Origin of the sequence: Sulfitobacter sp. UBA1132 (assembly GCF_002311545.1) — a bacterium.
Taxonomy (GTDB): Bacteria; Pseudomonadota; Alphaproteobacteria; order Rhodobacterales; family Rhodobacteraceae; genus Sulfitobacter; species Sulfitobacter pontiacus.
In genome coordinates this window covers 179,113-204,124 of the sequence record NZ_DCAN01000006.1, presented here as the reverse complement: position 1 = coordinate 204,124, position 25,012 = coordinate 179,113, and the positions used below count along the sequence as shown (strand labels likewise).

21 protein-coding genes and 2 tRNA genes are annotated in these 25,012 nt (G+C 56.6%); 7 read left to right on the top strand and 16 right to left on the bottom strand.

Translation table 11 applies throughout. The features are described 5' to 3' along the window. Window positions 1-5: 5 nt before the first annotated feature. The 3 genes from B4F27_RS04800 to guaB form a co-directional block, all read right to left on the bottom strand. Complete coding sequence (locus tag B4F27_RS04800) at window positions 6-2,291, bottom strand: ATP-binding protein (RefSeq protein ID WP_286759015.1); 2,286 nt, start codon at window positions 2,289-2,291, stop codon at window positions 6-8. A 114-nt stretch (window positions 2,292-2,405) separates the two neighbouring features. Continuing rightward, on the bottom strand, window positions 2,406-3,566 hold the full coding sequence (locus B4F27_RS04795) for an RsmB/NOP family class I SAM-dependent RNA methyltransferase (RefSeq protein ID WP_286759014.1): 1,161 nt from the start codon (window positions 3,564-3,566) through the stop codon (window positions 2,406-2,408). 38 nt (window positions 3,567-3,604) lie between these two features. Further along, on the bottom strand, window positions 3,605-5,053 hold the full coding sequence (gene guaB / locus B4F27_RS04790; protein ID WP_286759013.1) for an IMP dehydrogenase: 1,449 nt from the start codon (window positions 5,051-5,053) through the stop codon (window positions 3,605-3,607). A gap of 239 nt (window positions 5,054-5,292) precedes the next feature. On the opposite strand from guaB, the gene B4F27_RS04785 reads away from it, so the two are divergent. The 3 genes from B4F27_RS04785 (at window position 5,293) to B4F27_RS04775 (ending at window position 8,079) form a co-directional block, all read left to right on the top strand. Beyond that, complete coding sequence (locus tag B4F27_RS04785) at window positions 5,293-7,329, top strand: ASKHA domain-containing protein (RefSeq protein ID WP_286759012.1); 2,037 nt, start codon at window positions 5,293-5,295, stop codon at window positions 7,327-7,329. A gap of 89 nt (window positions 7,330-7,418) precedes the next feature. After that, window positions 7,419-7,492, top strand: a tRNA-Gly gene (locus tag B4F27_RS04780). A 164-nt stretch (window positions 7,493-7,656) separates the two neighbouring features. Next, a complete protein-coding gene (locus B4F27_RS04775) occupies window positions 7,657-8,079 on the top strand; it encodes a lysozyme inhibitor LprI family protein (RefSeq protein ID WP_286759011.1) in 423 nt (140 codons plus the stop codon). Window positions 8,080-8,100: 21 nt separating this feature from the next. Here the strand turns inward: B4F27_RS04775 and B4F27_RS04770 are convergent, their stop codons facing one another. Then, the gene (locus B4F27_RS04770; protein ID WP_286759010.1) at window positions 8,101-9,429 is read right to left on the bottom strand and encodes an ATP-binding protein; all 1,329 of its coding nucleotides are present in this window, start codon (window positions 9,427-9,429) and stop codon (window positions 8,101-8,103) included. Window positions 9,430-9,474: 45 nt separating this feature from the next. Here B4F27_RS04770 and B4F27_RS04765 point away from each other — a divergent pair, with 45 nt between their 5' ends. From B4F27_RS04765 to B4F27_RS04755, 3 genes are all read left to right on the top strand, one after another. Continuing rightward, window positions 9,475-10,386 (top strand): MBL fold metallo-hydrolase, encoded by a 912-nt coding sequence (locus tag B4F27_RS04765; protein WP_286759009.1) that lies wholly within the window; start codon window positions 9,475-9,477, stop codon window positions 10,384-10,386. Window positions 10,387-10,467: 81 nt separating this feature from the next. Further along, window positions 10,468-10,542: transfer RNA gene (locus tag B4F27_RS04760), tRNA-Asn, on the top strand. A gap of 602 nt (window positions 10,543-11,144) precedes the next feature. Beyond that, window positions 11,145-12,158: a hypothetical protein gene (locus B4F27_RS04755; RefSeq protein WP_286759008.1), complete on the top strand. Its 1,014-nt coding sequence runs from the start codon at window positions 11,145-11,147 to the stop codon at window positions 12,156-12,158. A 630-nt stretch (window positions 12,159-12,788) separates the two neighbouring features. Here the strand turns inward: B4F27_RS04755 and B4F27_RS04750 are convergent. From B4F27_RS04750 to B4F27_RS04705, 10 genes are all read right to left on the bottom strand, one after another. Then, a complete protein-coding gene (locus B4F27_RS04750) occupies window positions 12,789-13,769 on the bottom strand; it encodes a reverse transcriptase family protein (RefSeq protein WP_286759007.1) in 981 nt (326 codons plus the stop codon). A gap of 148 nt (window positions 13,770-13,917) precedes the next feature. After that, window positions 13,918-14,547: a MarR family transcriptional regulator gene (locus tag B4F27_RS04745; protein WP_286759006.1), complete on the bottom strand. Its 630-nt coding sequence runs from the start codon at window positions 14,545-14,547 to the stop codon at window positions 13,918-13,920. 88 nt (window positions 14,548-14,635) lie between these two features. Then, entirely contained in the window at window positions 14,636-15,088 is a 453-nt protein-coding gene (locus tag B4F27_RS04740) for a hypothetical protein (RefSeq protein ID WP_286759005.1), read from the bottom strand. 434 nt (window positions 15,089-15,522) lie between these two features. Beyond that, on the bottom strand, window positions 15,523-16,773 hold the full coding sequence (locus B4F27_RS04735) for a hypothetical protein (protein WP_286759004.1): 1,251 nt from the start codon (window positions 16,771-16,773) through the stop codon (window positions 15,523-15,525). A 154-nt stretch (window positions 16,774-16,927) separates the two neighbouring features. Further along, window positions 16,928-17,149, bottom strand: coding sequence for a hypothetical protein (locus B4F27_RS04730; RefSeq protein WP_286759003.1), 222 nt, complete (start codon window positions 17,147-17,149; stop codon window positions 16,928-16,930). Between the two features lie 137 nt (window positions 17,150-17,286). Next, window positions 17,287-17,502: a helix-turn-helix transcriptional regulator gene (locus tag B4F27_RS04725; RefSeq protein WP_286759002.1), complete on the bottom strand. Its 216-nt coding sequence runs from the start codon at window positions 17,500-17,502 to the stop codon at window positions 17,287-17,289. A 178-nt stretch (window positions 17,503-17,680) separates the two neighbouring features. Beyond that, window positions 17,681-18,421 (bottom strand): hypothetical protein, encoded by a 741-nt coding sequence (locus tag B4F27_RS04720; protein WP_286759001.1) that lies wholly within the window; start codon window positions 18,419-18,421, stop codon window positions 17,681-17,683. Between the two features lie 267 nt (window positions 18,422-18,688). Further along, window positions 18,689-19,876, bottom strand: coding sequence for a site-specific integrase (locus B4F27_RS04715; protein ID WP_286759000.1), 1,188 nt, complete (start codon window positions 19,874-19,876; stop codon window positions 18,689-18,691). A gap of 519 nt (window positions 19,877-20,395) precedes the next feature. After that, on the bottom strand, window positions 20,396-22,708 hold the full coding sequence (locus B4F27_RS04710; RefSeq protein ID WP_286758999.1) for a xanthine dehydrogenase family protein molybdopterin-binding subunit: 2,313 nt from the start codon (window positions 22,706-22,708) through the stop codon (window positions 20,396-20,398). Next, entirely contained in the window at window positions 22,701-23,171 is a 471-nt protein-coding gene (locus B4F27_RS04705; RefSeq protein WP_037962516.1) for a (2Fe-2S)-binding protein, read from the bottom strand. The genes B4F27_RS04710 and B4F27_RS04705 overlap by 8 nt, the downstream gene beginning before the upstream one ends. 323 nt (window positions 23,172-23,494) lie before the next feature. Here B4F27_RS04705 and B4F27_RS04700 point away from each other — a divergent pair, with 323 nt between their 5' ends. After that, window positions 23,495-24,040 carry a YaeQ family protein gene (locus B4F27_RS04700; protein WP_074635026.1) on the top strand — a complete coding sequence of 182 codons (546 nt, stop codon included), beginning with the start codon at window positions 23,495-23,497 and terminating at the stop codon, window positions 24,038-24,040. A 60-nt stretch (window positions 24,041-24,100) separates the two neighbouring features. Here B4F27_RS04700 and B4F27_RS04695 read toward each other — a convergent pair whose 3' ends face one another. Further along, the gene (locus tag B4F27_RS04695) at window positions 24,101-24,481 is read right to left on the bottom strand and encodes a VOC family protein (RefSeq protein WP_037944097.1); all 381 of its coding nucleotides are present in this window, start codon (window positions 24,479-24,481) and stop codon (window positions 24,101-24,103) included. A 54-nt stretch (window positions 24,482-24,535) separates the two neighbouring features. Further along, window positions 24,536-24,925: a nuclear transport factor 2 family protein gene (locus B4F27_RS04690; RefSeq protein WP_286758998.1), complete on the bottom strand. Its 390-nt coding sequence runs from the start codon at window positions 24,923-24,925 to the stop codon at window positions 24,536-24,538. Window positions 24,926-25,012: the final 87 nt, after the last annotated feature.

The window sequence follows — 25,012 nt, the reverse complement described above, 5'->3', positions numbered from 1 at the left end:
CCAGCCTATTGGATCTGACTGTTCACAGTATTCGTCAGCTCCGTCAGCGAAAACGGTTTAGGCAGGAAAACAGAATTGGGAATCGTCATCTGGGCATCGCCGAAACTATCCTCGGCATAGCCAGAGACAAAGACCACAGGCACCCCCGGGCGTGCTTTCAGCGCTTCGCGTACCCAAGTGGGGCCATCCATTCCCGGCATGATCACATCGGTCACAAAGACATCAATATTAAGCGCTTGGTCCTCAAGAGTTTTTAGCGCCATCTCGGCCGAGTCGGCTTCTAGAACGGTATAGCCGCGCATGCGTAGCGCGCGGCTGGCAAATGCGCGCACCGGTGCCTCGTCTTCGACCAGCAAAACTGTCCCGTCCTCTCTTTTCGATCCGGTCGGGGAAGCGGCTAGTTTCATCGGCGCTGATGCCTCCGCGCCCTTGCTATGGCACGGGAAATACAGGGTGAAGGTGGTGCCTTCCCCGATCGTGCTATCGACGAAAATATAGCCCCCCGACTGTTTGACAATACCGTAGGCGGTGGAGAGGCCCAGCCCCGTCCCCTCGCCGGTCCGTTTGGTGGTGTAGAAGGGTTCAAACACTTTTTGCAACCGATCCCGCGGGATGCCTTCGCCCTCGTCGGTGACCTGAACAGTTACGTATTTCCCGACGGGCACGGTCACCCGATCACGTGTAAGCGGTTCAGTCAGCTGGGTATTTTCTGTCGTGACCTTGATTTCTCCGCCCATGGGCATAGCATCGCGCGCGTTCACGATCAGGTTCATCAGCACCTGTTCCAACTGGCGTTTATCTGCACGGATGGGTTGCAGGATCGGGTCATGGCTGAGGGTCAGGGTCACCGTTTCACCAACCAGACGATTAAGCAAATGGGTCAGGTCGGCAAGCGTGTCGCGCATATTGACCGTCTCGGGGCGGAGCGTCTGCTTGCGTGAAAAGGCGAGCAACTGCCCCACCAAAGCCGCAGCGCGGTTGGCATTCTGGTCGATCTGTACCAGATCGCTGTAATCACGATCGCCCGGGTCATGGCGCAGAAGGAGCAGGTCACAGTGGCCGGAAATAGCGGTGAGCAGATTGTTAAAATCATGGGCAACGCCCCCAGCAAGCTGCCCGATAGCCTGCATTTTTTGACTTTGGGTAAACTGCGCCTCCAACGATTTAAGCTCGGTCGCGTCATGTAGCACGGCGATAAGCGTGGGCGTGCCGCCTTCGGAAATCAGGCTTAACCTTATCTGGACAAACACTTCCCGATCGCTGCGTTTGAGCCTGAGGAACTCGGGCTTTTGCAGCAATCTCCCTTCCAGCGTATCTTGCAACCAGTCCGAGATTGACCGTCCCAGCCCCTCCATCACGTCGGCAAGCGACACGCCTTCCGTCAATTCCGCGCCCACCAACTGCTCTGCCGGGGCGTTGAAGGACATAACCTCGCCGCTTGGGGCGACTTTGATGAGCGGGATCGGCAGGTTTTGAAGTGCGGACCACCCTGCGTCCTGAAATCGGTCGTTTGCATGGGGCAGAAAATACAATGCGCGGCGGTTGGCCGAGGCTCCGATCTCGGCGACGGTCATGCATATGGGGCCTTTGGCAGTCTGCACGGTGACCATTTCCCCCGATGCGATGGGGATATCGCCGATGATCTGATTCAACGCCGTCACGCGCCTGCCGACTAGACTGCGGGCCGCGGCGTTCATGAACAAAATGACGTTCGAGTTGCTGGCCATGACCATTGGCAACCCGTGATCGCTGGTGCCAGCGCCGTTTTCGGACGCGTCCCACAAGGTTTCGAGCCGCCAAAATAGATCCTCCCCCACGCGGTGCGCGGACAGGCGCATGGTGCCGTCACGGGTGTTGATGTCTTCTTTCGCAGCCCCCCCTTCCGTCGCCTTAGCCGCGAGCCGAGACGACAGCGCCTCTGGGTCCGCGAAAAGCGGCGCGAGCAGGTCGGCGATGGTGGGCTGTGCCGGACGCAGAAAGGTGGTTAACGCGACGTTGTTCTGCGCAACGATATCGCCTTCCTTGGTGGTAAGTACACAGGGGTTCGGATCATCAGCCATCGTGGTTTTCGCCGCCGTACGCTGCGCGCGTTGCGCCCGCTGGCGGCGCAGCGCGACCACAAAGTTAACCAAGACAGCAAGGCCGACAGTGGCGCTGGCGGCCTGTAGAACGATGGCCAGAGAGCGCGCCGGAGCGATTGAACCAAGGATGGCGGCGAAGATAACAAAGGCTGATAGCACCAGCCAACGCTTACCAAAGACGATCTGACGAGCCGCACTTTCTTGAGCCAACACTTTCCCCCTAAATCATGAAACCGAGTTCATTTAAACTTAGGAGGGTTAATGTGCTGTTAATTTCGTATCAGGTCAAAGGAAATAACATCTTCAAGTTGTTTCAAAGATCCTTCAACGACGCTTAAAATGTGCCGTGAAAAAACCGTCACCCTGCGCATCTACATGGAAACGCTTGGTAAATACCTGCGTCCAGTCCGGGTTCCGCGACAAAAACGCCGCGGCCCGATCTTCGTTTTCAGATTGCAGAACCGAGCATGTCGCATAGGCCAGCGTCCCGTTTTTGGCGGTCAGCGTGGCAGCGTGATCCAGGATTTTATCCTGAATTTGTGTCAATTCTTCCAGACGACCGGCTGTAAACGTCCACTTGCCTTCGGGCGACCGGCGCCACGACCCGCTCCCCGAGCAGGGAGCGTCACATAGAACGACGTCAAAAGCGCCCGCCCCGTCCAGCTCATCGGTGGTCACCTGTCTGACGGTGACACCAGCGCGATCTGCGCGCGTGGGCAGATCCACCATTCGACGCGCGTCGATGTCGTGGGCAAAGACAGTCGCATCGCGCCGCGCGGCCATTGCCAGCGCCTTGCCGCCGCCACCTGCGCAATAATCAAGCATCCGCTCAGCTTCGGGAAGCGCCGCTACAACCGCTTGGCTGGTCGCATCCTGCAGCTCAACATCACCGTGTAAGTAGCTGTCAGAGTTGCGAAGTTTCCGCTCCCCCTCTGTCACCGTCAGGGCGGTCGCGCAAAGGTCATTCCTGCGTGTTTCGATACCGGCTTCGGCCAACGCCTCTGCCACATCCGTGACCGTTGCCTGCGCCGTATTCACCCGGACCGAGATCGGTGCCCGCGATTGCAGAGCCTGCGCGACAGCTTCTGCGTCTGCCCCAAGCGACGCCTGAAACAGCGGTATGATCCAGTCCGGCAGGTTCCACAGGGTCGCCATATCACTTGACGCGTCGGGGGTCGTGGCCTCTGCGTCCGACAACGGCAGCGGCGCGTGACCTTGCCCGTTGAACAGCGGCGCAAGGTCGATGCCCTGCGCCCGTAAGACGCCAATCATCAGCGCCCGCCCCGTGTCACTCCCCCCAAGGTGCGCGGCCAGCCGCCGCTGCCGCAAGACATCGAACACATGATCGCGCACCGCAGCACGGTCCTTGGACCCTGCATAGCGGCTGCCACGGGCCCAACGGGTCAAGGCTTGCTCCGCCGGGACACCGTCCGCCATTGTGTTCAAAATCTCGATGGCGGCAGAGATGCGAGCGCCGGGGGTCATGCTTGGGTCACGTAGATTACGCCTTTGATTTAAGGGATTTACCCGATGCGGTAGTTCGGGCTTTCGCGGGTGATCTGCACATCATGCACGTGGCTTTCAGACAGACCCGCATTGGTGATCTTGACGAAAGTGCAGTTCTTGCGCATCTCTTCGACCGTGGCGCAGCCGGTATAGCCCATGGCCGCACGAAGCCCGCCGACCAATTGGTGCACAACGGCATTGGCAGAGCCTTTATACGGCACCTGACCTTCGATCCCCTCTGGCACCAGCTTGTCCGATGCGGCGTCTTTCTGGAAATACCGGTCGGCAGAGCCGCGCGCCATGGCGCCAAGGCTGCCCATGCCGCGGTAGCTTTTGAAGCTACGGCCCTGGTACAGGATCACCTCGCCGGGGGATTCATCGGTGCCCGCAATCATGCTGCCGACCATCGCGCAGGACGCGCCTGCCGCAATCGCCTTGGCGAAATCGCCCGAGAACTTGATCCCGCCGTCAGCGATGATAGGCACATCGCCCGCGGCTTTGGCGCAATCCATGATCGCCGTCAGCTGCGGTACCCCGACGCCAGCCACCATGCGGGTGGTGCAGATCGACCCGGGCCCGATGCCGACCTTAACGGCATCCGCGCCCGCATCGATCAACGCACGGGTCGCGTCCCCTGTGGCGACGTTGCCCGCAACGATCTGCACTTCAGTCGACAATTCTCGGGCACGGCGCACCGCCTCTGCCACGCCGGCAGAATGGCCATGCGCAGTATCGATCACGATCATATCAACGCCCGCCTCGACCAATGCTTGCGAGCGTTCATAGCCCGCGTCGCCAACGGTCGTCGCCGCAGCAACGCGCAGACGGCCAAGGTTGTCTTTGCAAGCGGTGGGGTTCAGCACGGCCTGTTCGGTGTCTTTCAACGTCAGCAGACCCGTCAGCTTGCCCTTGGCGTCAGTGACCAACAGCTTCTCGATCCGGCGCGCCTTCATCAGGCTGATCGCCTCGTCGCGGTCGGCGGGCTCTTGCAGCAGCGCCAGATTGTCGGAGGACATCATCAGGCGCACCGGCGTGGCATCATCAGAGGCAAAGCGCATATCACGGTTCGTCACTATGCCCACAACGCGGCCTGCTTCATCAACAACGGGGAAGCCCGTGACACGGTAGCGTTCCTGTAGCTCCTTGGCATCGGCCAGCGTCTGGTCAGGGCGCAGGGTGATCGGGTTGTAGACGATACCGGATTCAAACCGTTTGACGCGGCGCACTTCCTTGGACTGTTCGTCGATCGTGAGGTTGCGGTGAATGACCCCCATGCCCCCCGCCTGCGCCATGGCAATCGCCATGCGGCTTTCGGTGACCGTATCCATCGCGGAGCTGAGCAGCGGAATGTTCAGCGCGATCGATTTGGTAACGCGGGTCCGCGTGTCAGCCGTAGACGGCAACACGTTGGATGCCGCAGGCACCAGTAGTACATCATCAAAGGTCAGAGCCTCACGAATCTCCATTTTGCACCTCGGCTTGCATGGGTTCATTTGGCGGTTTCATATTTCATGGATGGGTTTGATTGGAAAGACCCATTTGCACGCTAACTGCATTGCTTGACGCGCATACGTGATCCGCGCAGCCGCTGTCATGGGGGTACAGGGGCACAGACAGGCGCAGATGGCAGGAATTATGCCGCATCGCGGCTTTCACCTGCCGCCTGCTACGCTATGGTGCGCCAAAGTGTTGAGGATAAAGACAGATGAGCAACGATCCCCTTGTGGTATTCACGCCTTCGGGCAAACGCGGTCACTTTGCCAAGGGCACGCCGGTGCTCACGGCGGCGCGGCAGTTGGGCGTCGATCTGGATTCCGTCTGCGGCGGGCGTGGCATCTGTTCGAAATGTCAGGTCTCGCCCGGATATGGGCAGTTCTCGAAGCACGGGGTGACCGTGGCACAGGACGCGCTGTCTGAATGGAACAGCGTCGAACAACGCTACAAGGACAAGCGCGGTCTGATTGATGGCCGCCGTCTGGGCTGTCAGGCGCAGATCATGGGCGACGTGGTGATCGATGTGCCCGCCGAAAGCCAGGTACACAAACAGGTGGTCCGCAAACGGGCCGAGGCGCGCGATATCGTGCTCAACCCGTCGACCAAGCTCTTTTACGTCGAGGTGCAGGAACCCGACATGCACGACCCCTCGGGCGATCTGGAACGGCTCTGCGACGCCCTGCGCGATCAGTGGCAGCTTGAAAATGTCACCGCCGATCTGCAAATCCTGCAAACGCTGCAACCTGCGCTGCGCAAGGGCGCATGGAAAGTCACCGTCGCCGTGCATTTGGGCGATGATGAGAACCCCGCCCGCATCATGCATCTCTGGCCCGGCTTCTACGAAGGGTCGCTGTACGGGCTTGCGGTCGATCTGGGCTCCACCACCATCGCCGCGCATCTGTGCGACCTGCAAACCGGAGAGGTCGTAGCCTCTTCCGGCGTGATGAACCCGCAGATCCGCTTTGGCGAAGATCTGATGAGCCGCGTCAGCTATTCGATGATGAACGAAGGCGGCGCGGCAGAGATGACCCGCGCGGTCCGTGCCGGCATGAACACATTGTTCGATGAAATCAGCACCGAGGGCGGCATCGACAAGGGCATGATCGTGGATGCGGTGTTTGTCTGCAATCCGGTCATGCACCACCTGTTTCTGGGCATCGACCCGTTCGAACTGGGGCAAGCGCCCTTTGCGCTGGCCACGTCAAACGCGCTGCGTCTGCGCGCCATGGACCTGGACCTGAACATCCACCCTTCTGCCCGCGTCTATCTGCTGCCCTGCATTGCGGGCCATGTGGGCGCGGATGCCGCCGCCGTCGCCCTGTCGGAAGCCCCCGATAAATCCGACGATCTGGTGCTGGTGGTCGATGTGGGCACCAACGCCGAAATCCTACTGGGCAACCGCGATAAAGTGCTCGCCTGTTCGTCCCCCACCGGTCCCGCCTTCGAGGGGGCGCAGATCAGCAGCGGCCAGCGCGCCGCCCCCGGCGCGATCGAACGGGTAGAGATTGACCCCGTCACCAAGATCGCCCGGTTCAAGGTGATCGGCAGCGACCTGTGGTCCGACGATCCCGCTTTCCTATCTCAGATCGGTGCCAGCGGCGTGACCGGAATCTGCGGCTCGGGCATCATCGAAATGGTCGCTGAAATGCGCATCCACGGGATCGTCGACGCCCCCGGCCTGATCGGCACGGCTGAACAAACCGGATCGGCCAATGTCTTTGCCGACGGGCGCACCAATTCCTATCTGGTCTATGATGGCACTGCCGATGGTGGCCCGCGCATCACCGTGACCAACCGCGACATCCGCGAAATCCAGATGGCCAAGGCAGCGCTTTATTCCGGCGCGCGGTTGCTGATGGATAAATTCGGCGTCGATCACGTGGACCGCGTTGTGCTGGCCGGTGCCTTTGGCGCCCATATCAGCCCCAAGCACGCGATGATCCTAGGCATGATCCCCGACGCCCCGCTCGACAAGGTGACATCCGCCGGGAACGCCGCAGGCACCGGCGCGCGCATTGCCCTGCTCAACACCTCCAGCCGCGCCGAGATCGAAGAGACCGTCCGCAACATCCACAAGATCGAGACCGCCATCGAACCCCGCTTCCAAGAGCATTTCGTCAACGCCTCTGCCATCCCCAACGCGGTAGAGCCCTTCCCGATCCTCAACAGCATCGTCACCCTCCCGACCGAGACCTTCAACACCGGCGGCGACAGCTCCGGCGGCACCCGCCGCCGCCGCCGCCGCTAAGGTCTGCCCGCAACCATCGGCAAAGGGCGCGTCAGGCAAAAACCCCGCTTGACGCACCCGCCACATCGGATTAAGTCACCTCACGGCGCGCGGGTATGGTGAAAAGGTATCACGGCAGCTTCCCAAGCTTTAGTTACGAGTTCGATTCTCGTTACCCGCTCCAATATTTCCTAAAGTCATCTCAACCCTTTTCGGGGATCGCGGCATGTATCGCCGCCAAGTGCCGTTTGTCGATCATCGCCCTTGACCCGACCGGTAGCATTCCGCCGTGCTTTGCGGCAGTATCTCTTTCGTAGCTTTGCCATGTCGCCCGAAAGGATACACCAGATGTTGAATTACATGTTCTTTTCGCTGCTGTTGATCCCGGCGATGGCCACCGCTGAAAAACTACCCCCTGCATCAGAACTTTTGTCAGACTGCACCGCGCCGCAGACAGATCCGAACGCCGTGCATCAATGTCTCCTTGCAATGGGCGATCAGGTGGAGCGTGACATGGTGCGCGCCTATCTCGATGCCCAAGCGGCGCTGGCTGCGTTTGATCAGGCGTTTTCGCGAAAGGCCGATGCCTCGGCGAGCGCGTTGCTTCAAAGCTCTCAGATCGCATTTGAAGAATACCGCAAATATCACTGCGCGTTTCCCGAACGCTTGTCGTTGGGGGGAACGGCCGCGATCAACGTGACGCTGAGCTGCCGGATTGACCTGACGCGATCGCGCATCGAGCAGTTGCAAGACTACGCCACCGCACGCTGACGCCCCCGGTCCTTTGGCGCGTTACCGTGCGATGACGATATCCGCGCGCAGACCGCCCAGAGTGTCCGAACTGCCCAACCGCAGCACGCCGCCATGCGCGCGGGCGATGTCGGTTGCGATGGCAAGACCAAGGCCCACGCCGCCGCTGCCACTGTTCTGATTGCGCGCGGGGTCAAGCCGCGAGAACGGGCGCACGGCCTCGATGCGGCGATCCTCGGGGATGCCGGGGCCGTCGTCCTCTACCCTGATCCGCAGGGTTTTATCCGTCAGCAGCACAGATACCTCGGCCCGCGCCCCATAGCGCACCCCGTTCGAGATCAGGTTATCCACCGCGCGCAAAATCGCCATGCGGCGCAGCCGGACGGTGCCGGTGCCGTCGCCTTCGGGTGGGAGCAAGGTCACATTGCGACCAGCGCGTTGCGCATCCTCGACCGCGGTCTGCATCAGGGCGTGCGGGTCCAGGGGTTCGGCCTCCCCCTCTGCGGTGCCTTTGGCGAAATCAAGGAAGGCATCCAACATGCCTTGCATATCATCGACGTCCTGCAACAGCGGCTCCGCGTCGTCTTCGTCGATCATCGACAGGCCAAGCCGCATCCGCGTCAGGGGCGTGCGCAGGTCATGGCTGACCCCCGACAACATCAAGGTGCGCTGTTCAATCTGCCGTTCGATCCGTGCGCGCATATCGACAAAGGCCGCCCCCGCCGCCCGCACCTCGACAGCGCCTGTGGGGGTATATGGCACGTGACGCCCGCGGCCAAAGGCTTCGGCCGCGCGGGCCAGCCGCTTGATCGGGCGCAGCTGGTTGCGCAGGTAAACGAAGGAGATCAACGTCATGACAAAGCCGAAGCTGAAGGTATACACAAACAGCTGATGCGGGTTCTGCGCCGAGATCCTGCGCCTCTCGAACTGGAGATCAAGCGGGCCAAAGCGCGACTGCACATAAAGATGCACCCCCGACGGCCGCGTCAGATCAAGGCTCAGGAAGGATGGCAGATACTCATCGAACCGCGCCACCATCACCCGACCGGAATAGTCATACCACGACATCCGGTTGCGCGTCGGCACCTCACTGGCGGACACAGGCGTCACCCCCATGTCCAGCGCGGCCAGCCGATCTTGCACCGTGGCGGAAACGGCAGCGGCGGAGGGGGCATCATCGACCACCTGCATGACCAGTTCGACCTCGCGCAGGACCGTATCGGTCATCTGGTTCGTGACACCCTCATAGTTCCGCTGTGCAAAGATCACGGTCATCACAAGCTGCAAGATCACCACCGGCAAAAGCAGGATCAGGGCAGCACGCCCATAGATGCCGCGGGGCATATATCGTTTGAGCCAGACGAAGAACATGGGATAGACCTTAGCCAGCCCCCTGCCCCAGCGAAAGGCCAAACCATGCTGCCCCCTGACGACTTCGACCCCACCATCGGTATTGCCGAGATCTTGGAACCGGGCTTGCGCCGCATCGTGGCCGACAACCCCTCGCCCATGACCTACCGTGGCACGAACACCTATCTGCTGGGCACGCGCGGCCTCGCCGTGATCGACCCCGGCCCCGCGTCGCCGCGGCACCTGCAAGCGATACGCGATGCCATCGGACCCGACCAGCACATCAGCCACATCATCGTAACCCATACGCATCTGGACCATTCGCCCCTGGCGCGCGACCTTGCCCGTGCCTGCGGCGCGCCGATACTGGCCTTTGGCGACGCGTTTTCTGGCCGCTCTGCGGTGATGCAACAACTGGCCGCCGTGTCCGATATTGGCGGCGGCGAAGGCATTGATGCAGAGTTCATCCCCGATCGCCCCCTAACTCACGGAGAGACCATCGCCGGCGACGACTGGACGCTGAGCGTGATTCACACCCCCGGCCATATTGGTAACCACATCAGCCTTGGCTGGAATGACGCCTGTTTCACCGCAGATCACGTCATGGGCTGGGCCAGCTCGCTGGTGTCGCCGCCGGATGGGGATCTGACCGATTTCATGGCATCTTGTGCCGAACTGCAAAAAAACGACTGGCGGGTGTTCTATCCGGGACATGGCGCTGCGGTGACCGACCCTGCGGCAAGGCTCGATTGGCTGGTGTCGCACCGTCTCTCGCGCGAGGCTGATATCCTGCGTGCCCTCGGCCAAGCCCCTGCCACCGCCGCGCAACTCGCTGCCGCGATCTACACCGAAACCCCGCCTGCGCTAATGGGTGCCGCGACCCGCAACGTCCTTGCGCATCTGATTGACCTAACAGGCAAAAACCGCGTCGCCCCGGTTGAATCCCTCTCTGCGACAGCCACCTTTCGCCGGGTCTGAAAATCTTTTGAAAAAATCTGGAAAAAAGTGGCAAAACCCTCTGGACGCCGGAAATTACCATAGCTATACGGTGCAGACCGTTCCGACGTAGCTCAGCGGTAGAGCAGTTGACTGTTAATCAATTGGTCGTAGGTTCGATCCCTACCGTCGGAGCCAATATAAACCCTTTAAGTCAATGACTTAGAGGGTTTTTATTTTTCAATACTGTCTGGTGCTTTTGTTGACGGAAGCATTACGGAAGCAGTAAGCTGCTGACTAAGTGAGTTGATTTTTCGCAACACATTAAAAAATCCCATTCCGATCTAGATCGCAATCAGCTTGGCCTGCTGGGGACATTCACAGTGCGGCTTACCCCTTACGCTATCCGCCCTGCTGCATCACCAAACCTAAGCGACACAAGCGCCGGTGCTCACGGCCCAAACCTGCCGTTCACGTCCATCTCAAGATGCTGAAGTGCAGCCCGTCATTGCGGATTTTCGCCGCAATCGCGAAATTGAGTGTCGTCTGAATTCACACAATGCGGACTTTTCGGACCTTCGCTGTGGCTGCACCAGTGACCGCTTCGGCTAACCGTTCAATAAAGGGTATTTTTGAACGATGAAGCAGACACAGCGAACAACTGTTCTCCGCAGCTGTCGTTCGAGGGTATTTGTGCAGAAATTGATTTTATTTCGGATGTTGTTGAGTATGTGTATCAACACTGGAGATGCATGAAAATCCAGATAGTCTGTGAAAAAGCATAGCCTCATGGGTCTAACATGAATGATCTACAGTCAAAACTTGCATGGTTTGCAAAACGAAAATCCGAGATTGATCTGGAAGCTCAGCAAAACAAAGGCCAAGTTCGTCGACAGGATATGTGGAGCAGAAACTACTTCAAAAATCCATATTTGGCACGTGCAACCGATGATGAGTTCTTGGCCAGATTTTGTGATGTATTCCACAACCAAGTTGACTTGGACGATCAAGGGCGAATTAGTATGAGACCAGTGATGGAAAATGATGCTTGGATGTTTCAGCGCTGGAGCCATTTATTGGCAGAACATGGTCTGCGAGGCGGGCTTACAGGTGACATGATGGCAGCCGCCAATACACCGTTGGACCGCTACTTTGAAGATGGTGAACCTTCAGGAATTAAACTTTTTCGGAATGTTAGAGATGTTGAAAAAAGCGCTTTAGTAAAATTCTCGCGCCGAGAATTTATTAAAAGCATGTATCAGCATGGCAAAATCCGGATTGCCCCAGCCTCTGCATACGCGGATGGTAATCTTCTTCATGCCCAACACGATTTGGAAGTTCAGCGGGATTTCATGATCCCTACCGCAGAGATGTTATTGAAGGGCTTTCAGCATGTTAAAATCGAAGGTCAAAATTATGATATTTCACAAGGTGACGTGCCGATTATAGAAACAGTTCCGAATTACTATGTATATTGCATGTGCCGCGAGATAGATCGGCGTCTTCCTACCGATTTTGCCTCTGACGCGGCCCTTGTAATTCATGATCCAAAGCAATTTCAAAGACGCTTTTTTAATGCTCTGCGAGAGAAGCTTGGTGGATGGGACATGAGAAATGGTGAAGTCACATATTATGATCCATACACGGACTATAAACGTCATCAAGTTCTAGAAATGACGAAACATCTTCGATTTTACTATCAAAAAGAGTTTCGACTTTTAGCGCGACCAAAACAAGTAATCGCACATGATTTAGAGCCGTTCTTCATAGAAATCGGAAGTTTGGAGGATATTTCAACTCCACATTTCCTTTAGGTGCTAGAGAATGAGATGCAGAGTACTGATTTGAAAGTGTTCTAAAGCCCTCGTTTTTGACACCTGTGCAAACCGCCTAGTCTAACGCTGCAACAAACCCCGTTCAAAACCCAAACATTTGTTGAAGGTTTTTGGCTTGTTGCTGATAGCAGACACTCGTGGTCGATGCAGCATCGGTCACTGTGGGCTCTCTGCCGCCATTAGATCGATCGCAGCATAATCGCCAGACCCATCGCACGCCCCAAACGTGAACGGCCCGAAGCCGCCGTTGACCGGTGATCCAAACGCTGCATTGCAGTTTCCCTGAAGCAGCCGTTGAACATATCGTGCAGCATTTATGTGGGCCAGAGGGCGACTGTGAACGGGAAAACTCAAGGACTGGAGGCGTGTAGCGACCCGCTATGACCGATGCCCAAAGATGTTTCTGTCAGCCATCGCCCTCGCAGCTCTCGTCATCTATTGGTTATCGATCCTGACCCTAATCGGTCGAAGGAAGGCCAAGCCCTGAACAAAACTATCCCAAAATAGCGGACACTACGGGGAGTAGGTCATCACCGACTACTACCTCTCTGCTTTAGATCAGTTGCGGAATTCATTCATCCAGCAAACCCATCAACAGAAAAACGGACATCAATCAGGCTTGCGATGCTGAAGGTCGATGAAGTCCGCGTAAGCCACATGGCCTGATAACTTAGGAACATCCTTCTCGCTGGCTTTGCCGTTGCTGAGCACATGACGAAATGCGCGCAGGCGATTTCTGTACCCCTTAGTCAACCGAACTTTACCTCCGTGAACAAGTAGTCCATGAACCTTCAGCCTTGAGGGAGCCGTAGCTACTTCGAATTTCTTCTCAGCTACTGTCCAACCATCCTGCTCAATTATAGCCTTTATCTTTTTATCGATTCCTTCAGGCATTGCGCCTTTTCCAGAAAAGACAATATCGTCTGCATAGCGCGTGAATACCAAGTTTAACTCTTCTGCCAGAGTAGTTAAATTCCGATCCAATTGACCTAATACAATATTTGATAAGAGCGGACTTGTGGGTGCGCCTTGTGTGAGTGCGCCGTTGAGGCATACCAGCTTTCCGAGCAATGCTAGGCTGTCCATGTTTGCGTAGCCTAACTCTGCTAACGCTTGCCGGACACGGGCTGTTTTAACCGAAGGAAAAAAGTCTTCGATGTCAGCTGACACTATCCACTTGGCGTTGCAGTGTTCCGTCGCAGCTGTAACATGGGACCGCCCCGAAACGAAGCCATGCACGCAGTCTGGAGCAACCCAAGCTGCACTCCAATGAAAGTTAAGCCATCGTTGGATGAGCTTAAGTGATACCCTTGGGGCTGTTATTTGACGCTCGCCTTTTCCCTTTGGGATAAAGAAGGTCCGGTAAAGCCGATTGGTTTTGGTCAGCATGAACCACACAAATCCTGGATTGTACCCAAACATTGTGGCGATAGCATCTGGCGAGCTTATTGGCGGTAACCGACTGGCGCAGCACTGTTGGATTAACGCCGCTTCGTCTGCTGTGCAGTGCTCTCCCAACAACTTGATAAGCGTATCGGGATCTTCTGCAATAAAACAGATTTTCTCAAGGTCAGGGTGTGGAAACCTCATTTAGCAAAGTAACCTTTCAAGAGTACCGCCATATCTATTTGGCGTTTCGAAGGAGCGCCAAATAGATATGGCGGGTCCTTCTAAGTTCTGGTCTTGGCATAAGGGCATGATGCACACCCGCGCCTGAGGTTTCCACAGTTTACATGTACTAGTCGAGGCGGTTCATCGCAAGTGCTCTGCTAACGTCAGGGCTGTTTCGATTTCTCCGCGTTCCCGCGGCATTGAGGCCTTTGAGCGTGAGGATGTATCGCTTGTCAGGTCTGCGATAGACGAGGCCTTTCTTCCTCCATCGATCTAGTATGCGGGTTAGCCATGCTTCGGTTGGTTCATCAAAGCCAGCCTTTGTGAGCTTTTCTGCAAGCTCTTCAACCGACACGGGGGCCGCCTTCCGCACTCGGCCAAGTATTGCCGTCACCGTCGGGAGTTCTAATGAGTTTGAGAAAACAAAACTTACTTTAGTTACGCCCAAATACCCTAACAACTCAGTTGTTTTGGCTTCTATGACGCCTTTATCTGCATTGCTGGCTTGATCGGTAAGCTCCACAGACACGAGAGCTGAGCCATTGTCGAATGCAACAACTGACCCTTTTACGGCATGTTGGAACTTGTCTATAAGCATCGCGCTGACAGCTTTGTCCAGACTGGCTGCTTTTTCGTCAATAAATGCAATCGAAATTTTAATGCTCTGGTCTTTCAGCATTTTTTCAACGGTACGTATCATCCGCTCTGATGGTTGTTCCGAGCCATTGCTGTCGTAAGCCCTCGCAAGAAAAACCATAAATGCGTTCTCTTGGTCAGGGTTTGCAACCACTGGTCCAAGAGGCGTTATACCCTTTGAAAGAAACGCGTTGAGGACATCAGCTTTGCTAGGCATTAAATTGATTCCAAGCTCGTAAAATTGTTCGGCAATGAGCAGCTGTTTGTGTTGTCCAGCCGCGTGCATCGGATACGTCGATGTTACTGAGAGAGTAATTGTCAGCCGCTGTGAACACGATAGCCTCTTCTGGCTCGTAGTCAGCGACTACCCGTGTAACATTTGCTGCCAAAATGATGTCTCTCAGTCTCTCTATTGAGAACATTGCCTGATCTATACTCTTAATCAGGTCTCTATCACGATTTTTTTCAGCCCGTCTGCGCTCGATTTTAAACGTTTTTAAAACTTTGCCGTTAAGCACTTTGGGATAATCGGCATGTGGAAGTGTGGACCACTTGCTATCAAGTTGCTTCATCATTTCGCGAGACTGCAAAAAGACGGAGTAGTAGAAGCGGTTGTATGCCGATCTAGCAAACGCATCTTTCTGGTCGGCAGGTGCTGCCATGGCCTGCTTCTGTAGGTGGAGTGCTACCCGATGCATGTTTTCGTTCTGTATCATAGCGATACGCTACAGATTACGGCGGATACTCTGCAAGGCTTAGCTGACATCCTGAGGCGACTTTTATCGAGTCGCCGCTGTGAAGTACTAAGTTTTTATACTTGATGCTCTACGGCAACATGTCGATGCTTGATCGGTGCCGCAATGATTACTCGCAGAGCTACACATGTAAGCAGCATCCTATATGAGCCCTACGAGCGCCCTGCAATCGCGTCCAATGGCGCTTTACGGATAACATATTGACTTAAAATTACAAATCCCCCCACACACACGAACTCGAACCGCGGACCTACTGATCAAAAATCAGTTGACCGAATGTCCGCTTCCTCGGATCTTCAATGAAAGTGGCGCATTCGTAGCGAATGACCGGAATCCGCCCTTCATGTAGCATTTAGCCCTACAAACCGATAGCGATCCTTGGCGCTTTGCAACTTCTTAGCGGTGTCCTCTGGTTCAGCCTGTGCCATGTCTTTCAGATCGTTCAGGGTGGTATCCAAAAACCTTGGCAGGTCCTCATCCTCAACGCCGTGTAACGCTGCCAACGTAATGTGTGAACCGAACACTTGCCGCATGATCAAGCTGATGTGGCTTTCTTTGTGAACCTCCTTCATCGGATTGGGATCAGCACCGCTGCGCATTTCCAGCAGATCATCGTTCATTTCTGCGACCACGGTTTCCCATATCAGATGATTGGGCCAGCGGCTGCGATTGGGATCATCGTTCGGGGCGGTATAGCGCACGACGTCGCCCGTATGCCGGACCAGATCGCCAAAGAGGTCGAACAACCGGCCCCAAGTGCGGATACCCCACGTATCCTTCAAGTAATCTTTGCCAGCCCGAAACTCGATGCGCCACACGCGGCTGATGGTGGGGTCGGTGGCGTCTATATATGCTATATAGGGGTCGGGTTTCTCTACGTAGGATAGCATAGGGGAACTTGGGCCAGCGTGAATTTCCCTACGTAGCGTATCATAATGTAGGAGCGGCAAGCCCTGCCTACGTAACGTATCGTTCCAGATCGCCCACCAGTGTGTCTTGGACCGTGCGATCACCTCGGCGCGTTTATCGTATACGATAACTTGGCGGTTCGGCATCTTCCCCAGCGTGACCGATGTGGTGCGTCCCGACTTTCCGTTCACTGATTTCTCTGTATCGGTAATGTGGTCGCGTCTGCCCGTGCCGCTGTGCATGACAAAATGCTCCGGCTGCAAAGTAAAATCCGGCGCGAACACATCAACGCAAAAATCAACACGGGCGATGCTGACGTCCTCGGCTTGAAACCGGATGCCCCACGCGGCCAGAGTGTCCTCTACGTGAGCCTTAGCGCGGCCAAGACCGTTGAGGGCCAGAAACCGCGAACCGATGCTTATACGGATGCCCCAAGGGTCTTTGGGGTGGGGGCGCTTGAAAGCCCACGACGCGCCGTCTGTCCCGCCGTCCAGCAAGAACTGATATCCCGCGCCACCGTGGTGCTTGAGGTGGAATTCAACGTCGCGATAGGTGCAAAGAACGGGGGCGTTGTCGGTCTTGGCGCGTGACTGTTCACTTTCCAGATGCGTCAGAAAATCTGGCGTCAAAGTAGCCTTGATTGACAAGGCAATCGTATCAAAACCTTTATGCAAAATGGTCATGTCCGGAATGGTGGATGTATTTCCAGAGGGGGGTGCTACTACCACCCCCCTTGGGGCGCGATTGGTTGGCTGATTTGATGTTTGATCGGGATGGCTGGTGCCTCCGGCGGGGCAGCTTTTATTTTGGGGCCGAACTGGGTTTTTGCGGGGTGACTTATTTGGCTGCATTTGCTTGCCTCGCGATCCAGTTTTCGGCGCGTTCTGCGGACTTTGCGACATTCAACAGATCGGCGTGACCGTAGCTGGCGGTGCTTTGCCATTGGCCTTCGCCGTTCTTGTAAGAGCGAGCTAAATCAACGGAGTAGAAGCCGTCGTTATCCCAGATGGTTGCGGTGATAAGTCCAAGTCGAAACTTGTAGGCGGGCGTTTTTGTCATTGTGGAAACCTTTGTGTTTGAGAGAACGGCAGACAAAGTAAGGGCGCGAAGCTGCGAAACCTCGCGCCCGTTTGAAAGCCTTTCGGCCCCAAAATCCTCAAAGGTGCTGCCAAGCCCTCTGAGGCAAAGCTTGTGTGTTAGATCGTTTGACTGGTGTTGCTAACCGTACGGGCTGCGATCCATTTTTCCAGATCGGTGCGACGGTAGCGCACAGAGCGGGACGACACTTTTACAAAGTCAGGCCCGCCACCACGGTGCCGCCAATTCTGCAGAGCACGGACAGAATAGCAAAGGATCGACGCGGCTTCGCGCTCATTTACGAGGGTGGATTTGTCTGTTTCCTTGATGTGCATTCGGTGACCTCACGTCGGTTGCGTTACTTGATGTGAGGACAAGGTACGTAGGCGATGCAACGTAAAAAATAAAAATCGGCATAGTGAAATCAAGAAAATCACTGAAAATAAAATTCATTAAATTCAGTACATTAGATTAAATGAAAATCGGGACTGCTAAATCAAAAAGTTCTCTAATCTAAGATTTTGGGCGGCCCCGTTGCCGCCAATGGTCTGGCGCAAAGGCTTTCCAAAGATCAGCGAATGTGGTTTTGCCATTCGGGGAAAACCCCTTTAAAAATAGGCGTTCACAATCTTCCCTATTCGGCTTTTTGGAGTTTGCTGCAATCAAGTTGAGAAACCAATCTCGCATTTCAGAAAACTGTTCCGAACCCTCACGTTTTGCCAAACGGACCTCAATATCGAAAGGCCCGTCAAGCCAATCATCAAAAGCTTTCCGCTCTACGAATCCTATAGCGCGTTTTGTGCCGCTGAGATCGGACGGCGCATAGATCAAGGATTGTGCGAAACTTACGCGGAAGGTCGCGTGACGCACCCATTTATCCCATTCGACCTGCAAACCAGTCCCAAAGATCAAGGTAAGTTCACGATGGCTGAATGCTCTTGCAAGACGTCGCTGAACACTTGCACCGCGATCAAAATTCTCTTGGTTTTGTTCGGGGACACGTAATGCGTCGCTCAATTGGTCTCGCTTTAACCTAGCAGAAGCCGCAGCGGCTTCTGCGGCTATTATATCCGCTTGGTGCGACTGGTATTCCACGTCGGTCGCGTTCTCGGGGTAATGCATACGCAAGAATTTTGCTTGGCTTAAATGTTGGTCAAAATCCCGCGCAGCGTTCTTGTGGTTTTGACGCAAAACCGACAAATCGGCCATGGGGCGATAGGTGGTTTCGTATCCCGTCCAGATGTCGCCATACATTGCGTGACCCGTCCGCCAATACACCTCGCTCAACACGTAGAATAGACGGTGGTCCCACATCGCGCAATCCTCACAACGTGCCACCTATCGGTGACCTGCTTTAAAGTGAAGGTACTTAAACCGCGTTTCGCCTCAAGACGCCACAGTTCCCAACGTGGCTGCAAGCCGATTGGCAATCTGGCCCGCTGCTCTTTGAACAGCATCATCGGACAGATGAGCATAGCAAATCTACCATTTCCATCAATGCGCGAGCCTCGCGGGGCAAGATTAGCTCACGATACGCAGCTTGGGCTGCGCCACCACGGATCGCCTCATAGCTCCAGCCAAACGACTGGCGACCGATCCTGCGGCCTTCTGTACGGCCTCATCTGCGAAGTGCGAATAGCGCAGCGTGGTCTGCAAATTCTTATGACCCATGATTTCTTTCAAAAGAAAGGGGTCAATCCCACTCATGACCGCGACACTGGCATAAGTGTGCCGCAGGTCATGCATGCGAACATCATCAATTCCCGCTTTCGCTTTGATCCGCCGCCACGGTTTTTGCAGATTGATCAGGTGGCCCTCATCATTTTCTCCTAAGATTACGTACGGATTGCCAGCTACACGCGGCAACGACATGATCACTTCATAGGCTTCACGCGGTAAAGGAATACGCCGCCGCCCCGTCTTACTGTCAGGCAGTTCTAAATGACGGGCGGTCACGTAATCCCATTGCAGCGTCAGAATCTCTCCTAAGCGGCATCCGGTCAGCATTAGTAAATATATCGCTGGAACCACGTAAGGCGTCTCCTGCCCCGTTTCCAGCGCCTCTGCGAGCACGTCACCTAGCCTCGCTTGCTCATCATCTGACAAGTAGCGCTTTTTCTCTTCCTCTTTGAACTTCTTAATCCGACGTGCTGGGTTTGCGCCGTCTTTGCGCATGCCCCAGTCTTCTGCCAAATTGAACATCTTGGACAAAATGCTGACGGCACGATTTGCCATATATGGTCGGTCACGCATGCCATGATGAAAAGCCACGATTTCTGCGCGGGAGATATCAACGATTTTACGCGGCCCCAGCTTGGGCTTGATGCAGGTCCGAACAACAATTTCATAACCCTTGCGGGTTGACGGCTTGCAGTGGTGTTCAGCGTATTCAGTCAGAAAACGGTCACATAATGCCGCCATCGACGGCCCGCGCAAATGCTGTTGACGATCCTCAGAGGGATTGCCTCCTTTCGCTACCTCCCCCAATAGCTTTCGCGCTTCGTTACGGGCTTCCTCAGCGGTCAACGCGCCATGCTGCCCAATCGAGCGACGTCTAGTCCTCCCGCCTGCCCTATACTGCACCAGATATGATTTCCGGCCAGATGAGAACACGCGAACACCAAATCCAGACAGCTCCGTGTCCCAGACAAGATAGTCCTTGCCGCTGACTTCGAGCGCTTCAACTGATCTCTTTGTTAACTTTGACATTGCTTGCACCTTTTCATTTTGCCCCTCTCGTCCTCCATTTACGGAAGCACTACGGAAGCACTGAGCAGCGAATTATAGCGCTGAAGATGAGTCACGAGCGCACAAGCGGTCAAGAATAGATGTTCATTATCAATGATTTATGACCATCAAGCGTATATCGGAGAAAACTGGCGAAATGGCACTGACGGGGCTGTTAATCAATTGGTCGTAGGTTCGATCCCTACCGTCGGAGCCAACTTCCCCTTAGGTAGTTGGCGGTAAACGAAAAAGCGCTCCTTCGGGGGCGCTTTTCGCGTTCTGGGGGCCTGCGTGGCACATCCTTTGCGTTTTAGCTGATGGGGTGCCTCCCTCACGCGAAACGCTGCGCAGAACGGCGCGATGCGCAGGGGCGCGGCGCGGTGGGAAAAGGAACAAATTTCGGGAAATATGGGCAACGGTGCCAACCGGATGTGAATCAGCCGCAGGCACTTGGGTTACCGGAACGGGCGGGCGCGATGACTGCGCCCGCCCGATCAGTTTTTAGGACTTCATCGCGGCAAGCACAGCATCGCCGGTGATCGGCAGATGACGCACACGCGCGCCCGTCGCGTTGAAGATCGCGTTGGCAATCGCGGGAGCGATCACGGTGGTGCCGGGCTCGCCCAGGCCAACGGGTACTTCGGTGCTTTCGACAAAGTCGATTTCAAGCTCGGGCACATCGGCCAGACGCAGTGGCGTATAGGCCCCGAGGTTCAGGTCGATGACGTTGCCGTTCTCGATCCGGGTACCTTCATGCAGCGCCAAAGACAGTCCCCAAAGCGCTGCACCTTCGCATTGTGCGCGCGCACCGTCGGGGTCCACCACGGTGCCGCAGTCAAACGCCAGCCACATCTTCTGGACATCGACCGCGCCCGTTTCAGGATCAACCGCCAGCTTGACCGCCGCCGCTGTCCAGGTCGGCATGCTGCGCGACTGGCCATAGGTGGTGGCAATACCGATTGCGGTGCCCTCTGGCAGCTCTGCACTGCCATAGCCCGACATCTCTGCCACGCGCTGCAAAACAGCGGCCTGACGTGATGCCCCACCAACCGCGTTAGGCGCAGAGCCCGCGTTGATGCCTTCGGCCTTCAGGTGATCCAGACGGAACTGCAGCGGATCGGCACCGACTTTATGCGCCGCTTCATCCATGAAGCTTTCTACCGCGAAGTTGGTCCAGCCCGGTCCGACAGACCGCAGCCAACCGGGACGGAAGGTCGCATTCGCCAGATCGTTCGAGATCGCCCGCACCTGATGCGCACCCACCGTGTACCAGTGATCGGCACCGTCGATGGCAAAGGGGTCATAGGGTTCTTCGTTGACACCTTTGGGCATGAAACCCGGTGCCATCACCTGCGTCGGCCAACCGGCTGCGGCGTGGTGCTCCATACCCGTGACCGATTTGGCATCATCGAACGCCATGCGCAGTTTTTGCACGGACGGCGACCGGATGCTGTCGAACTGCGCGTCTTCCTCGCGCGAGAAGACCAGTTTGACCGGCTTGCCAACCGCTTTCGAGGCAAGCGCTGCGGGCACGATATAGTCGCCATTCAGGCGACGGCCAAAGCCCCCACCCAGCATATAGCTGCGCATCACGATCTTATCGGCGGGCACTTCCAAAGCGGCGGCCAGCGTGGGCAGGATTAGCGATTGCCACTGGTTGCCCGCGTGGGTTTCCCAAACACCATCGGCGTTCTGGAAAACCGTGGCGTTCACCGGCTCCATCTGGAAGTGCAGCACGGATTGCGTGGTGTATTCGGCTTCGAGCATGTCGGCGGCGGCATCAAAGGCAGCGGTCGTGTCGGGCTGCTCTGTGTGCAGGATCGACCCTTCCTCGCCCTGGATCAGCTCGCGCGACCGCGCCTGGATATCCTCTTCCGAGACATTCGCCGTCTCGCCCGAGGTCCAGTCGACGCTGATCTCGTAGGTCGCCGTACGCGCCGCGTGCAGCGTTTTGCCCAGCACCACAACCCAGCCCGGCACAGTGCCCGACGGGTCTTCGATCACCACAGTTTCAAGGTAACCCTTGATGTCCTTGGCACCGCTATCGTCCACGGCATTCACCTTGGAGCCATAGCGCGTCGGCGGCAGCATCGGCACGCCGTACACCATCCCGTCGACCTTGGCATCCAGACCATAGATCGCCTGACCCGTGGTTTTCGTATCCAGATCAAGCGGATGCACGTCCTGGCCCACAAGGCGCAGGTCAGCGTGGGGTTTCAGCGGCAGCGCTGCCAGCTCTTCTTCGGTGAAGCTGCGGTCAAGCCCCTCGGCCACCAGATCACCATAGCTGATGGTTTGCGTGCCATCGGTCACCGCACCGTCGCGTGCGGTCAGACCCGAGGCATCAACACCCCACTTTGCCGCTGCGGCTTCGATCAAGGCGGTCCGGCCAGCGGCCCCCGCTTGACGGTAGACAGGCCAGCTTTGCCAGATCGACCAGCTGCCGCCGGTGACCATCAGGCCCCATTTCTCGGCCGTATCGACATGGGTGATGTGTACGTTTTCCCATGCGACTTCCAGCTCGTCCGCCAGAATACGCGCGATGGCGGTGCCGACGTGTTGGCCCATCTCGGCGCGGATGATGTTGACGTTGACCTGACCCTCGGCGTCGATCCAGTACCACATCGACGGCTCGAACGTGTCGCCATTGGGCGTGACCGGCGTGCCATCCGGCACCGCAGGGTTCATCGCCGCGTTCGACGCCTGCGGGAAGCCGAATGCAACGCCAACGGCCGTCATGGAGACAAGGAATCCACGGCGGGTCATCTGGGGTTGCGTCTCTGCGCCTGTGAGGCGGGAAATCAAATTAGCCATTGTCGGAGCCTCCCATAGCGGTGGCGGCGTCGCGCACGGCTTGACGGATTCGGGTATAGGTCATGCAGCGGCACAGGTTGCCGGTCATCACCGCGTCGATGTCGTCATCGCTGGGGTTGGGCGTGTCTTTCAGCAGCGACGCTGCCTGCATGATCTGACCCGACTGGCAATATCCACACTGCGGCACGCGCAGGTTCCGCCACGCTTCTTGCACAGGGTGGTTGCCGTTTTCGTCCAGCCCTTCGATGGTGGTGACCTTCATACCTTCGACATCCGAAAGATAGGTGATGCAGGACCGTGTGGCCGTCCCGTCGATATGCACGGTACATGCGCCACAGGCGCCGATGCCACAGCCGAACTTGGTGCCGGTCAGTCCGATCTCGTCACGGATCGCCCACAACAGGGGCGTATCCGGCTCTGCGTCGACAGAGACCTGCCGTCCGTTCAATTCGAATTCAATCATTAAGTCGTTGTCCTTGGGTAATTTTTGCCTAGGGCGGAGGGCGCGTATAACAGCGTGGTTTCGAACTGGTCAACATAGGTTTCATGGCACCCTTTGACAGGTCTGGACCAAGATGATCACGGGATTGTCAGAGGTCCATGCGCGATACGCGTTTGTCGATCTTACACGGAAAGTGCACTTGGCGAAAGAATATTTCGTCACCACTCACACACGCATGATTTTCCACAGCGCAGTCTCGCCTTGTTTATCCAGTCACCGGCAGGTACTGCCCCCCATCACCAGACTGTATAGGACAGTCCGGTCATCAAGGGTCCGGCAACGTCATGGCGCAAAATTCTCTGATCTACAAAGTCGAGCTTTCGGTCTCGGACATGGATCGCCACTACTACGAGACCCACAAGCTGACCGTGGCCAAACACCCTTCGGAAACCGATGAACGTCTGATGGTCCGTCTGCTGGCCTTTGCCCTGAACGCGCATGAGCATCTTGAGATGACAAAGGGCCTGTCGACCGATGATGAACCCGATATCTGGCAAAAAAGCCTGAGCGACGAGATCGACGTTTGGGTGGCTCTCGGGCTGCCAAGTGAAAAGATCATCCGGCAGTCCTGCAACAAATCCGCGCGGGTCGTGATCTATCCTTATGGCGGCAAAACGGCAGAGGTCTGGTGGGACAAGGTCCGCAGCAGCACCGCCCGTTTCGACAAGCTCGAGGTCGTCAATCTGGCAGAGCATGACACCGCGGCGCTGGCAAAGCTGGCCAACCGCGCGATGAAGCTTGGCGTGCATATTCAGGACGGTGACGTGATGGTCAGCGTCGATGACAGCGTCGTCTACCTGACGCCCCAGACGTGGAAAGACGCAGGCTGACGCGCCACTGGCGTCGGGGGTGACCCCTCGCCAGCGCGCACTTAAGCGAAACTTGTGCCGCTACTGCATGGAGTGGAAGCCGACCATATTGCCCTCGGTATCCTGACACACGAGGATCCAGCCAAACTCACCGATGGATGTTTTCGGTTGCGCGACGCTGCCGCCCGCGCTGGTCGCGCGTTCCTCTTGGGTGGCGCAATCCTCGACCATGAAATAGACAATCGTGCCCCCGACCCCTGGCCCCGCATAAGGCGCTTTGGTCAGCGCGCCCCCCGCGCCATAGGCTGTCATCTCGGTCGGGAAGCTCATCATCTGCATCTCACCGCTCGGGTCTGGCATCGGCTCCAGCTTGGTGTCGAGCATGGCTTCGTAGAACCCGACCGCCCGATCAAGGTCGTCCACATAGATATCGAACCATCCTACGGCATTCATCTTGGTCATTTCCTATCCCTTTCAGATGTTTGGTTTTGTCGTAAAATCGAATTGCCCCGCCGCTCAGACCGCATTGGAAGCATCAATGCGCCGCTCAAGATGCCAGATCTTCGATACAATCTGCCACCCCTGCGCGCCCTTCACGAAACCAAGGTGATCGACGAAGACATTGTCATGGGCGCGGATGCGGATTTTCACCGTTGCACTTAGCGGCGACAGCATGTCGATCATCAGCACCTCTGCCTCGCGCGGTTGGCCGGTGCTGGCAGGAGAGACGCGGGCCCCGACATCGCGGCTGAAACTGTCGATCGGCTCTACAAAGACCGTCCCATTGTCGCCGTCAAACAGGCTTGATTCCGGGTGGAACACGGCATTCAGCTTGTCGGTGTCACACTCGTGTATCGCGTCAAAATAGGTCTCTATCGCGCTCAGCAGGTCAGGGTGCAGGGTCATGTCAAACCTCCGGTATGTGTTGCTGATCCAAGATTGCCATTTCTGCGAAACCCGCGATACTGGCTATATTGACAAGCTTCGGTCGGA

What these genes read in the sequence shown, in the direction of transcription:
- B4F27_RS04710 (WP_286758999.1), bottom strand. Translation starts at nt 22,708, where the DNA reads ATGGCTAATTTGATTTCCCGCCTCACAGGCGCAGAGACGCAACCCCAG.
- B4F27_RS04730 (WP_286759003.1), bottom strand. Translation starts at nt 17,149, where the DNA reads ATGACAAAAACGCCCGCCTACAAGTTTCGACTTGGACTTATCACCGCA.
- B4F27_RS04770 (WP_286759010.1), bottom strand. Translation starts at nt 9,429, where the DNA reads ATGTTCTTCGTCTGGCTCAAACGATATATGCCCCGCGGCATCTATGGG.
- B4F27_RS04755 (WP_286759008.1), top strand. Translation starts at nt 11,145, where the DNA reads ATGAATGATCTACAGTCAAAACTTGCATGGTTTGCAAAACGAAAATCC.
- B4F27_RS04695 (WP_037944097.1), bottom strand. Translation starts at nt 24,481, where the DNA reads ATGACCAAGATGAATGCCGTAGGATGGTTCGATATCTATGTGGACGAC.
- B4F27_RS04740 (WP_286759005.1), bottom strand. Translation starts at nt 15,088, where the DNA reads ATGGCAGCACCTGCCGACCAGAAAGATGCGTTTGCTAGATCGGCATAC.
- B4F27_RS04775 (WP_286759011.1), top strand. Translation starts at nt 7,657, where the DNA reads ATGTTGAATTACATGTTCTTTTCGCTGCTGTTGATCCCGGCGATGGCC.
- B4F27_RS04725 (WP_286759002.1), bottom strand. Translation starts at nt 17,502, where the DNA reads ATGCACATCAAGGAAACAGACAAATCCACCCTCGTAAATGAGCGCGAA.
- B4F27_RS04705 (WP_037962516.1), bottom strand. Translation starts at nt 23,171, where the DNA reads ATGATTGAATTCGAATTGAACGGACGGCAGGTCTCTGTCGACGCAGAG.
- B4F27_RS04765 (WP_286759009.1), top strand. Translation starts at nt 9,475, where the DNA reads ATGCTGCCCCCTGACGACTTCGACCCCACCATCGGTATTGCCGAGATC.
- B4F27_RS04700 (WP_074635026.1), top strand. Translation starts at nt 23,495, where the DNA reads ATGGCGCAAAATTCTCTGATCTACAAAGTCGAGCTTTCGGTCTCGGAC.
- B4F27_RS04745 (WP_286759006.1), bottom strand. Translation starts at nt 14,547, where the DNA reads ATGGTTTTTCTTGCGAGGGCTTACGACAGCAATGGCTCGGAACAACCA.
- B4F27_RS04785 (WP_286759012.1), top strand. Translation starts at nt 5,293, where the DNA reads ATGAGCAACGATCCCCTTGTGGTATTCACGCCTTCGGGCAAACGCGGT.
- B4F27_RS04690 (WP_286758998.1), bottom strand. Translation starts at nt 24,925, where the DNA reads ATGACCCTGCACCCTGACCTGCTGAGCGCGATAGAGACCTATTTTGAC.
- B4F27_RS04795 (WP_286759014.1), bottom strand. Translation starts at nt 3,566, where the DNA reads ATGACCCCCGGCGCTCGCATCTCTGCCGCCATCGAGATTTTGAACACA.
- B4F27_RS04720 (WP_286759001.1), bottom strand. Translation starts at nt 18,421, where the DNA reads ATGTATGGCGACATCTGGACGGGATACGAAACCACCTATCGCCCCATG.
- B4F27_RS04750 (WP_286759007.1), bottom strand. Translation starts at nt 13,769, where the DNA reads ATGAGGTTTCCACACCCTGACCTTGAGAAAATCTGTTTTATTGCAGAA.
- B4F27_RS04715 (WP_286759000.1), bottom strand. Translation starts at nt 19,876, where the DNA reads ATGTCAAAGTTAACAAAGAGATCAGTTGAAGCGCTCGAAGTCAGCGGC.
- B4F27_RS04735 (WP_286759004.1), bottom strand. Translation starts at nt 16,773, where the DNA reads ATGACCATTTTGCATAAAGGTTTTGATACGATTGCCTTGTCAATCAAG.
- guaB (WP_286759013.1), bottom strand. Translation starts at nt 5,053, where the DNA reads ATGGAGATTCGTGAGGCTCTGACCTTTGATGATGTACTACTGGTGCCT.